Source organism: Mucilaginibacter sp., from assembly GCF_028288225.1.
Lineage (GTDB): Bacteria > Bacteroidota > Bacteroidia > Sphingobacteriales > Sphingobacteriaceae > Mucilaginibacter.
The window spans coordinates 1-11,458 of sequence record NZ_JAQBOC010000013.1; the positions used below are offsets into that span (position 1 = coordinate 1).

Genomic DNA, 11,458 nt, shown 5'->3' on the forward strand with positions numbered 1-11,458 from the left:
GCCATTAAAGATTTAATTAGATAAATTTTCATAGCAGGTTTATAGTACGATTGAGGAGTTAGTGCTCAATTTTCTGATATAAAAATAGCCTTTTTCCACAAGATAAAAGGCTATTCTGTCTGGTGCCCACCTGGGCGTGAACCATCTTTTATAAATATCTGATAATTAATATATTACCAATAAAGCCAATATTCCGGTAATTACTTAGGTAACCAAACCTATTGACTATTAAATATAGCATTAATTATTAAAAAAGGATCGAGAGTTCGAATCCCTCATATTCCAAAAATAGTTGTAAGTTTGATTGCTACTCACCTTATAAGAATTTTTAAAATTCTGCTACCATTCTTAAAATTATGTCAAAAGCCGATCCTCACCACATCATTGCCATTGGCGCATCTGCCGGCGGCATGGAAGAGCTAAATTCTTTTTTTGACCATACACCATTAGATGGCGTATCCTATATCATTATTCAGCATCTATCATCTGATTTTTAAGAAGAACTAAAAGAAGGGCTTCTATGGTAACTTTACTACGCTGGGAAATTATCTTGATTTCCTGAAAGTAACACCGGATGAAGCAGAAGCCCTGGCTAAAGAATTTCTGATCAGCTGGCTTAAATAGCTAAGCCTCACTTGACTGTCGTTTAGGCAAAAAGTTACTTTTATTGAAACATTATTAACTTCCCGCGCTTATCCAATAGTAGTTCTTAATGACCACCAATTGCCAACAAACAATCAGGTCATTAAATTATTGAATCTTCTGCCCAATACTACTTCCACATCCACTTATTAAGGCTTAATACGCTAAAGCTATAAAGAGAGCATTAATCATTCACATGAACTCAGATCAAGCTCATATATTGACAGTTAATAGTGGTTCATCCAGCATTAAATTCGCCTTATACCGGGTAGAGAACCAACTTGTTAAATTATTTTCAGGAGCGCTTGAGAATAACGGCTCTGAAAATACAAAGATGAGTACAACATTGGATGCCGGAGATCCTTAACTGGAAATGGGGTTTGGTTATTCCTGTCCGGTAATCATGCAGAAATGTGGTTGCTGACATTCTTTGTAACAGGCAGATTTGCCAGTTTTTTGGCCATAAATTATTACACAACAACCATGAAAACATTACTTATTTCAACAGATTTCTCGAAGCACGCAAAACATGCGGCTGAATATGGATATAACCTGGCCAGGCAAATTAAAGCCAATATTGTCCTATGTAATGCTGTAATTGTCCCGGCTGAAGCGGCCCAGGCCGGGCTTGTGGTTTGGCCGATGGAAGAGTCAGGCGAGTTGCTTTATGACAGTGCCCGGGAATTAACGCATTTGAAGGAGCATTTAGAGCACGCCAACCATACAGCAGATTTTCAGCCCGTTATTAGCTGTATAAATGAGCCCGGTATATTAACCGATGTGATCAATCAGATCATCGCCAGCCACGAGATCGGCTTGGTCATTATAGGAACACATGGCAACAGCGGCCCGAGCACCTTCTTATTGGGCAATCACAGCCGAAACATGATCAATGATACGACCAAACCTTTATTGCTGGTTCCTCCGGCAGCTGTAATTGCACCAATAAAAAAGATAGCTTTTGCGACCGACTTTAAACGCCCGGACCATGATCAGGAAGCTATTTATGCTTTGATACCGCTGGCCAGGGCTCTTAATGCGGGAATTCTGCTTACTCATATTGATGATGAAAAGGACCTTTCACATCAGTTAAAGCAACGAGCCGAACAATTTATGATTGAACTATCAGATAAGGCGGACTACCCGAATATCTATTACAGAGTCGTGAAAAACGCCAGTGCGGAAAAGGGTCTGGAGTGGTTATGTGAACATGGGCAAATAGATGTGCTGGCTATGCTCCACCGGTCGCATAATTTTTTCGATAACCTTTTAAGAGGCAGCCATACCCAAAAAATGGCCAGTCATATTGCTATTCCCTTTTTAGTTTTTCATGGTGACAGCAAGTGAACGAATACGACCCTATCGCCATGCAATCGCCTTTAACTATGCCTGCAAATAATTTCAATATAAAGGGTTTAACCGCTGCGGATGTACTTAAAGCAAGGAAGAAATACGGGTATAACAGCGTAGCCTTTAAAAAGGAAAGTGGTTTTTTTGATGTCTTGAAAGGCCTGGCAAAAGAGCCCATGGTTATTTTATTGTTGGTTGCAGCTATTATCTATTTTATAAGCGGTGCTGTTGGGGATGGCATTTTTCTCTCTTCGGCTATTATATTGGTATCGGTTATTTCCTTGTACCAGGATTCAAGAAGCCGTAATGCTTTAGAAAAACTAAAAGTTTTTAGCCAACCTAACTGCAAGGTGATCAGGAATGGCAATATGGAAGAAATAAAAAGTGAAAACCTGGTTATCGGGGATAGTCTGATGGTTGAAGAGGGAACTTCAATAACTGCTGACGGCATCATTATCCATTCCAACGACTTTTCTGTTAATGAATCCATACTTACCGGCGAATCATTAGCCATATCTAAAGACCCGTCAACCGCAGATAATCTGATTTTCCATGGCACAACCGTAGCCAGCGGTTTGGCCATTGCCACGATCACCGCTATCGGCAAGGAAACCAGGCTGGGCAAAATTGGTATAAGCCTGGAGGGGATTAAAGAAGAGAAAACACCCTTAGAATTACAGATCAATAATTTTGTAAAAAAAATGGTTGTCGCGGGAGCCATCGTTTTCCTTATTGTATGGGCTATCAATTATTTCCATACCTACAATGCACTGGATAGTTTATTAAAAGCCTTAACGCTCGCCATGAGCATTCTGCCCGAAGAGATCCCCGTTGCCTTCGCTACGTTTATGGCGCTTGGTGCCTGGCGGCTCATGAAAATGGGGGTCATCGTTAAACAAATGAAGACCGTTGAAACACTCGGAAGTGCGACGGTAATATGTACCGACAAAACCGGGACGATCACGGAAAATAAAATGAGCCTGGCCCGGATTTTTTTATTGGCATCGGGAGAAATTGCTAATCCTACAGACGAATTAAGCGCTGATGAAAAAAAATTGATCCGGATGGCCATGTGGGCAAGTGAACCGATCCCGTTTGATCCGATGGAGGTAGCACTGCATAGTGCCTATGCTAAAATTACTATTGTTGATGAAAGGCTTGAATATTGTATGGTACATGAGTATCCATTAGGGGGTAAGCCACCCATGATGACCCATGTATTTGAGAATAATAAGGGTAATCGTATCATCGCCGCTAAAGGCGCACCCGAAGCGTTGATTAGTGTCGCGAAGCTGAACGCCGTTGAAAAAGAACAAATTACAGCTGCTATTAGCACATTAACAGCCGACGGCTACCGGGTATTAGCTGTAGGCGAAGCAAATTTTGACGGTAATAATTATCCGGTTACGCAGCGGGAATTCGGTTTCATATTTAAAGGTCTAGTCGCCTTTTACGATCCGCCAAAGCAGAATATACAACAAGTATTTGAAGATTTTTATGCAGCAGGAATAGCCGTTAAGATCGTTACCGGCGATAATGCCGCAACAACCATGGCCATCGCTAAAGAGGTTGGCTTTAAGGGTTATGAAAAAAGTATAAGCGGCGATGAACTGATGACATTGGAGAATACAGAATTACAGAAAAAAGTAACGAATACCAACTTGTTTTCGCGGATGTTCCCTGATGCTAAATTAAAAATAATCAACGCGTTAAAAGCTGAAAAACAAATTGTAGCCATGACGGGGGACGGCGTAAACGATGGTCCCGCATTAAAAGCCGCGCACATCGGGATTGCGATGGGTAAAAAAGGAACAGAGATAGCTAAACAGGCGGCTTCCCTGATTTTATTGGAAGATGATCTTTCGAAAATGGTGGACGCCGTGGCTATGGGCCGAAGAATTTATACCAATCTGAAAAAAGCCATTCAATACATTATTTCCATCCATATCCCCATTGTCCTCACTGTATTTATTCCATTGGCGTTGGGTTGGGTATATCCCAACATTTTTTCACCGGTACACATCATTTTTTTAGAACTGATCATGGGACCCACCTGTTCCATTATTTATGAAAATGAGCCGATGGAAAAAAATACCATGCTGCAGAAGCCACGGCCGTTCACCAGTACTTTTTTCAACGGGAAGGAGCTAACCACCAGCATTATCCAGGGGTTAATGATTACTGCCGGTTCTTTAACCGTATATCAGTATGCGGTATACCAGGACGCTAATGAATCACTTACCCGTACAATGGTTTTTACTGTTTTAATTGCTGCCAATATATTTTTAACCTTAGTTAACCGCTCCTTTTATTATTCCGTTTTCAGCACGATGAAATACAGGAATAATTTGGTTTTGCTCATCATCTGCCTAACGATCACTCTTTTAAGCATACTGCTTTTTGTGCAACCACTGACCAGATTCTTTGAATTTGAGTCTTTGAACCTGATGCAATTAACGATTAGTATTGGTATAGGATTCTTATCAGTCATATGGTTTGAAGCCATAAAATGGAGGAAAAGAATAAGACATCCGGGTAATAAATGATGAAAACAAAAACAACACAAAATATACTGCTCTTTTTGCTGGCATTTCTTGGATTAGGAGCAATTGGAGGTGGTGCGGTGCTGATTATTTCACCCATGGGCGCACTATTAGGAATGCCTGTGTCGATGTTAGAAAGATCGCCTTTTAATAGCTTTTTGATACCGGGAATAATTTTGTTTACCATGCTTGGCCTTGCCCCCTGCCTGTTAATACCGGCACTATTAAAAAAACCGGCATGTAAATTAGCGGAAAAGTTGAATTGCTTCCCTGATATGCACTGGTCGTGGACCTATAGCGTTTATGTTGCCTTTGCTTTAATTATCTGGATTCAATTCCAAATGGTATTTCTCCAGACAGTGCATTGGCTGCATACTTTTTATATGCTTTTTGCGGTCGGCCTGATATATGTCGCTTTGTTACCACAAGTTAGAAATTTATATAAAAGATGATTAGTAACAACTGAAATATAAAAAGCCCATGATCATTACGCTAACCCCGCTCACGGCATTGAAGGCTTATGTGCAAATGCTGAGTAACTGGGCTAAAAAACAAAAAGACAGTTTTACCATCGGCACCCTATCCAAAGTGGAAAAGCAAGTCAAAAAAATGCTGAATATGATCAATAGCCTGCTCAACCTATCCGGTGCCGAAGCAGGTAAGATCCATTTGACCAAACAAGAATTCTTGTTGGAGGAATTGATCAGCGAAGTTATTGAAGAAACACTTTTCATTACGTCTTCCCACCGAATCGTCCTGCTACCCTGTGAAAGCATCCGGATCAACGCAGACCGCGACAAAGTAGAGCAGGTACTGGTCAACCTGCTCAGTAATGCTGCTAAATATTCCGGGAATGGGGAGCCAATAGAGATCACCTGCGCACTGCGGGACGATAAAGTAACGGTAAACGTCCGGGATCACGGTCTGGGCATTTCATCGCAGGATATCGAAAAACTCTTCCTTCCGCATTACCGCGTTGAAAGCAAGGAAACCGAAAAAATGACGGGTTTGGGATCGGGCTCTATTTATGTGCCGAAATTATTCAGCGGCACAAGGGTAAGATTTGGGTCGAAAGTGAGGTCGGCAAGGGCAGCACCTTTAAGTTTACGCTTCCAATCAGATAAGCATGTTTAATCGAAGGTACTCCGTATTTTTTAAGCCGGTTTAATATTCAAACCGATCAAAACTTTTTCCTTATCAGAAAGATCTCCTACCAGGGTTCTGATAGGGGCCGGCAGTTTCTTTATCAGTGTAGGTATAGCAATGATCTGCTCACTCGCCGCTACTTTAAATCAACCACCTCCAGTACATAGCTATTTTGCAGATGTTCTTCACAATAATTATTGATATTTTCAATGGCCCGTATTGCCTTTTGGGTTTTCCCTGCAATATAAAGCGTGAGAATATGTTTTTCTTCTATTTTCATAATGGTCTTAAACTAAATTATAATTAAGCAATAAATTCGGCCTCTAGCCAAATTGCTTAACCAGACCGGGCTCGACATGAAGGTGGACGATGGTCAATAAGTCTTCAAGATCGAAGGGTTTAATAGGCGCAGGGCCCGATTCATATTTTTTTGGTTTTTTTAAATAGAAAAGTTAGGTATAATTTGTTATCATTTTAAATATTAAAAAAAGCCGCAAATTTAAGTTTTCGCCTAAAAGCTACAGTAATTTTCGAAGGTCAGACAGCTATCGTATTGTGTCTAAATGAATTATTTTTAACCGAAACGAATTAATATTTCGAAGGTCAAATTTGCAGACCCGATTCAGTGCGTTTTCGGGGTTATATGCGCGAAACTTCCCCTTTTATAACTCATATGATTTGTAGCCGATTCTTTTGCGTGGCTCGGCTTCTTTTTTTTGCGTATTTTATTTTGTCCGGCCCGTTTACAGTGACCTGACCTGGATACCCGACCAGATCGATTTCGGGATATTCACCAAAGAACGAGGCCTGATCCTAAACAGGTTTGATAACCGGAAAATGACTGTATCGCCCATTTAGGGATAGACCTCTTACCTTCCATATCGCGAAAACAGTTTTTGCCGTTATTTTATTTCAACGGCAAAAATATGCAACCTGATATAAACACCCTGGAAGCGATGCTTTATTGTCCCTATAAAGCATGGCGGTTATCAAAAGAAGAAATAGCTGAAATCTCCGGAGATTTAAAAAACGGATTAAATATCATTGCAGTTTCGGCCTGGCAAATCAGTCAGCAGTCAGCCAACGGTGTACAAAACATAGTTGTGAATAAATCTTCTAAACAATATCATCGGGCCAAACAGTTATTAACGGATACAGCAACCATTTTAAGCAAAGACCAATCACCATCTTTTTACAAAATACCCCAGTGTTCAGCATGCCAGTTTAAAAACGACTGTTACCAAAAGCTCAAAGAAAGGGACTGCATCAGCTTGTTGGCCGCTATGACACCAAAAGCAATGGCGAAATATCACAACAAAGGAATTACCACCATTACACAACTTTCCCATTTATTTAAACCGAGACGAAGGCGGGCACCTAACCCTCAAAGCAGTTATTTATGGGAACTGAAGGCTTTAGCTATAAGGGAGCAAAAGACTTTTATCCTGCAACCGCCGGTTTTCGATCATGGTTCGGCGGCTATCTTTCTCGACTTTGAAGGCACTTCCAATGAAAACCATATTTACTTATTAGGCGGCTTAATTTTTCAAGATGGAAAACAGGAGAAAAGCTTCTCCCTCTGGTCGGATCATAAAGGGCAGGAAGAAGAAAATTTTAAAATGCTGTTTAGTCTGCTCCATCAATACCCTGATGCAGCTATTTATCACTATGGCAGCTACGAAACCAAAGCTTTAAAAATGGCGGTAAAGAAATGGGCCAAATCCCTGAAACACTGGCCTGCCATCGAAAAAAGAATGGTCAACCTGTTAGGCTATTTGCGGACCCATGTTTACCCGCCGACCTATGGTAACGGATTAAAAGAATTAGGCGCTTTTTTGAGCTTTAAATGGAGCGACCCGGAAGCGGATGGATTTTTAAGTATAGTTTGGCGCAGGCAATGGGAAGATACACAGTCAGATAGCTTGAAAAAGAAGCTGATCCGGTATAATCAGGATGATTGCAGCGCGCTCTATTACGTACATCGGTGGTTCTGCCAACTAGCCGCAGGCGCTGATCAGGAGCATGTACAGCAGGTAGCACAAATGAAAAAATATACACCGTACCATTTGCAAAATAACCTGGACTACGGAGAGGACTTTCAAAAGATCAGTAAAGCGGCTTATTTTGACTACCAGCGTAATAAAATCTATTGGCGCAATGAATTAAAGAGACAAACCCCGGCAGCAACATCGCTCAATCATAAACCCAAAACCCGGAAAGGCACCATTGCTTGGCAGCCAAAGAAAGCGAACGAGGTTATCATTGTCCCGCCACTAAAGAAATGCCCGCATTGTGGGAATAATAAACTCTATCAAAGCAGAACTACCAAAACCTCGGTAAAACAAACAGATCTACAGTTCACCGCCTCGGGCATTCGTCAGCATGTGACAGAATACCGTTCGGGCACGGCCAAATGTGCTAAATGCGGAATGAAAACCGGCAACAAAAATCTGAGAATGATGCATTATGGCGATAACCTGTTCGCGTTGGTCATCAATTACTATGTTAACTACCATATCAGCAATGCTATGATCAGCAATCTGATACAAGAACATTACGGGATCTGGATCAGCCCTTTTTACCTGGTGAGCTATAAAAACAGCTGGTGGAACCGGGCATGGACACCTGTGGCAGATTATATCAGGACTATTGTGCTGAACTGCCCGGTCATTCATATTGATGAAACCACCATCAAGCTGGCACGTGAATCCGGGTACGTATGGGTTTTTGCAACTACCCATACGGTGTTTTACCATTATGCGCCTACCCGTGAGGTAGGTTTCTTACAGGAATTATTAAAGGGATATAGGGGCATCATCATTTCCGATTTTTATCCCGGCTATGACACCCTCAATGTCAAAAGCCAGAAATGTCTTATCCACCTTATCCGTGACCTGAATGATGACCTGTTTAAAAATCAATTTGATGCAGAATATAAAGCCATAGTAGCCGCCTTCAGCAAGTTACTGCGCAAGATGATTGAAACGATAGATAAACATGGCTTAAAGAAAACACACTTAGAAAAGCATATAACGGATACAGAGCTATTCTTTAAAGAATTTATAGAACGTGATTATAAAAGTGAATTATCCCTAAAATACACCAAACGCTTCAAAAAGCATTGGGATCAACTCTGGACTTTCCTGCATCACGATAATGTACCCTGGAATAATAATAACGCCGAAGCCGCAGTAAAAGCATTCGCCCAACACCGGCGGGGCGTAAAGGGGCAAATGCACGTCAAGGGGATCAATGAATTTCTGCAAATGCTGACCGTAGCGCAAACCTGTCGTTACCGTAATATTTCATTCCTTGACTTTTTAAGAAGAAAAAGAGGCATTTGGGAAAACGTTCAGCCGGAGGCTTTACCTGGTTTCTTGCCGTTTGACCAAGGCCGATTGTATATAGGCAGGTTAGGATTTGAACGGAAGAAGGAATGGAATGAATGGAAAGGCAAGGGCAACCGTCCTGCTTTTATTCCCTCCAGCCCGGAACGAACTTATAAAAATGAAGGCTGGGTCGACTGGCACGACTGGATAGGTTTTGATGTCATGCCCTTTGAAAAGGCCAGGACATTTATGCGAAAGTTGAGATTAAAGAACAGGGATGAATACTGGACATGGCTGGCCAGCGGCAAACGGCCAAAAAATATTCCCTACAGCCCGGAAAAGGTTTATAAACATACCGGGTGGATAGATCTGGGCGACTGGCTCGGGACCGGTAATAAAAGCGGAAGACAGAAAAGAAAGTGGTTAAGCTATGCGGAAGCAAAAGCTTATGTGCAGGCATTAGGATTAAAAACACAACTGGATTTTGTTACCTGGCGTAAGCGTGGAAATAAGCCTGAAACCATGCCATCAGACCCGAGCAGGAGTTACGCTGAATTTGAGAACTGGGGCAAATTCCTGGGAACTGACCGGATTGCCAATCAATGTAAAATCTATTGGGACTATGAAGAGGCCAGGGCTTTCCTTAAACCATTATACATTCATTCCCTGATTCATTACCGCCAATTACATCAGTTAGGCGTCATCGCTAAAGAAATCCCTAAAAACCCATACGCTTATTACAAAAAGCAGGGAGCCTGGGTAAGTTATCCCGATTTTCTCAGCCATGAAATGCTTAAATAAATTACGTTACACCATTAACTGCCTGCCGGATTTTGCCCGAAAATTTGACTCAACTGCTGGTAAAGTTCAGGATGTTTATGTTGTAATTGTTCAGGTTTTTCAAAAAAGTATTCGGCAACTACGGCAAAAAACTCCGCTTCATTGGTCAACGCATAGGGGTTAATATCCGATTCGCCGCTTTGAATACGGTGCATTTCCTGGCGGACCATATGCAGCCATGGAATGATATAGGGATGCGCCATCAGGTTTTCGGGAATGCCGTCTGTCGCGCCGTCGGATTTATCCAGCAGGTGAACAAACTCATGGATTGCGGCATTTTCCGTTCCTGCATTTTGGGAAAACCCTTTTATCAAAGCCGCCCTGGAAAGCAGCATTTGCCCGTTCATATAGCCTGAACCAACCATCCCTAAAATATTGCGGTTCTCGCCTTCAAACTGGAACTCCTGGTCAAACGTATCCGGGTACAAGATCACATTGGTCAGATTATGGTATTTCCAGTCCGGGAAACCAAATATAGGGATCACAGCGCTGGAGGCGATCAGCAAACGGTCAAGATCGGTAATGACCGTTCCGACGCCTTCTATCCGGACCTCCTTAAAGAATTCGCGGATGCGTTTTTCAAACCGTGCTTTTCCCTCCAGGTTAAGTTTATGGTAAAAGGAAACCTGGGTGTCCAAAAGTTCATAGTAATTGATGCCCGGCTCCTCGTCTGTGCGGACAATATTATTGTTTTTCCTGAAGACAAAAAAGGCAGCTATTATAATAAGCAGAATAATAAAGGCTATGATCATATTGCAGGAATAAATTTATCGGGAATTATCCGATATGGAAAATATTTTAAGGTCAAATAGAAGTATAGCCTTAAAACGGGTCACCTAAACCTTCGAAACATTAAAATTTAAGAATTTTGAGGTAAAACAATAATTCGGCATTAAACCAATCAGCTTGTTGTTTGTTATTTATTGTGGGAACATCAGCGATATTTAACGAAAAACAGTTAGTTTTCTGATGGCGCTTTATTGTGTCAGTAGTAATTTGCCCCACGCTTTACCTCATTCATGATATGCTTTTTTGCCAATCTCCTTTGTCATTTTGTGAGTAAGCAAAGCTAAAGTTGCTAACACCAAAGCGATAGCCACCCAAATTAACCAGGCAGGAAATTGTGGATCCGTTTTATTTTTATCAGGTTGATATAGCGGGTTGGCAACTACGGTACCAGAATTTAAAAGCGTTAAATTACGATCTAAACTATCCGCAAAAAATTTCAAATCGTAATTTGGACTCTTGGAAAGCGGATCACCAAATACCAAATTATAACTTTGGCCCTTAGTCAAATATCCAATGACCGACTGATTTAAACTAAAGACATCAATGGCATTAATTGACAACGGCGGATTATCGTCATTTGCAATGATCAGTTCAATAATTTTGGCTTTTGTAGTTATAAAAAAGTTATTGGTTCCTGCAGAGCTGAGTAGGGTATCGCCAATAAGATTATGCTGTTTGCCGCTTATCGCATAAATGCTGACGCTTCGTCTGTAATATTTAGCGCCGGCGATGGTTAAATGTATTTTATTTACAGGGTAAACATCTTTTAGCTGTATAGCAACTTTACTTAGCCTCCCTGTATCCTTTTGATAGAAGTTC

General features: G+C 41.4%; 11 protein-coding genes and 1 pseudogene. 8 read left to right on the forward strand and 4 right to left on the reverse strand.

Going from position 1 to position 11,458, the window contains the following annotated elements:
- Nucleotides 1-356 precede the first annotated feature (356 nt).
- The 7 genes and pseudogenes from JWQ54_RS03145 (at nt 357) to JWQ54_RS29125 (ending at nt 5,659) form a co-directional block, all read left to right on the forward strand.
- A complete protein-coding gene (locus JWQ54_RS03145) occupies nt 357-497 on the forward strand; it encodes a chemotaxis protein CheB (protein ID WP_299580070.1) in 141 nt (46 codons plus the stop codon).
- A gap of 341 nt (nt 498-838) precedes the next feature.
- Complete coding sequence (locus tag JWQ54_RS03150) at nt 839-1,009, forward strand: hypothetical protein (protein WP_299580073.1); 171 nt, start codon at nt 839-841, stop codon at nt 1,007-1,009.
- Between the two features lie 116 nt (nt 1,010-1,125).
- Nucleotides 1,126-1,989 carry a universal stress protein gene (locus tag JWQ54_RS03155; RefSeq protein ID WP_299580076.1) on the forward strand — a complete coding sequence of 288 codons (864 nt, stop codon included), beginning with the start codon at nt 1,126-1,128 and terminating at the stop codon, nt 1,987-1,989.
- Nucleotides 1,986-4,538 (forward strand): cation-translocating P-type ATPase, encoded by a 2,553-nt coding sequence (locus JWQ54_RS03160; protein ID WP_299580079.1) that lies wholly within the window; start codon nt 1,986-1,988, stop codon nt 4,536-4,538. The genes JWQ54_RS03155 and JWQ54_RS03160 overlap by 4 nt, the downstream gene beginning before the upstream one ends.
- Nucleotides 4,535-4,987 (forward strand): hypothetical protein, encoded by a 453-nt coding sequence (locus JWQ54_RS03165; RefSeq protein WP_299580082.1) that lies wholly within the window; start codon nt 4,535-4,537, stop codon nt 4,985-4,987. Before JWQ54_RS03160 ends, JWQ54_RS03165 begins: the two co-directional genes overlap by 4 nt.
- 76 nt (nt 4,988-5,063) lie before the next feature.
- Nucleotides 5,064-5,459: pseudogene (locus JWQ54_RS29120) on the forward strand (sensor histidine kinase); the annotation flags it as partial.
- A gap of 116 nt (nt 5,460-5,575) precedes the next feature.
- On the forward strand, nt 5,576-5,659 hold the full coding sequence (locus JWQ54_RS29125) for a hypothetical protein (protein WP_367187080.1): 84 nt from the start codon (nt 5,576-5,578) through the stop codon (nt 5,657-5,659).
- A gap of 30 nt (nt 5,660-5,689) precedes the next feature.
- Here the strand turns inward: JWQ54_RS29125 and JWQ54_RS29130 are convergent, their stop codons facing one another.
- On the reverse strand, nt 5,690-5,803 hold the full coding sequence (locus JWQ54_RS29130) for a circadian clock KaiB family protein (RefSeq protein WP_367187081.1): 114 nt from the start codon (nt 5,801-5,803) through the stop codon (nt 5,690-5,692).
- A 14-nt stretch (nt 5,804-5,817) separates the two neighbouring features.
- The gene (locus JWQ54_RS03175) at nt 5,818-5,961 is read right to left on the reverse strand and encodes a circadian clock KaiB family protein (protein WP_299580087.1); all 144 of its coding nucleotides are present in this window, start codon (nt 5,959-5,961) and stop codon (nt 5,818-5,820) included.
- A 646-nt stretch (nt 5,962-6,607) separates the two neighbouring features.
- Here JWQ54_RS03175 and JWQ54_RS03180 point away from each other — a divergent pair.
- On the forward strand, nt 6,608-9,811 hold the full coding sequence (locus JWQ54_RS03180) for an IS66 family transposase (protein ID WP_299580090.1): 3,204 nt from the start codon (nt 6,608-6,610) through the stop codon (nt 9,809-9,811).
- A gap of 14 nt (nt 9,812-9,825) precedes the next feature.
- On the opposite strand, the gene JWQ54_RS03185 is transcribed toward JWQ54_RS03180, so the two are convergent.
- Both JWQ54_RS03185 and JWQ54_RS03190 read right to left on the reverse strand, forming a co-directional pair.
- Nucleotides 9,826-10,602 (reverse strand): zinc-dependent peptidase, encoded by a 777-nt coding sequence (locus tag JWQ54_RS03185; protein ID WP_299580093.1) that lies wholly within the window; start codon nt 10,600-10,602, stop codon nt 9,826-9,828.
- A 261-nt stretch (nt 10,603-10,863) separates the two neighbouring features.
- Nucleotides 10,864-11,458 (reverse strand): hypothetical protein (locus tag JWQ54_RS03190; RefSeq protein ID WP_299580096.1); only part of this gene is annotated, 595 nt, incomplete at its 5' end.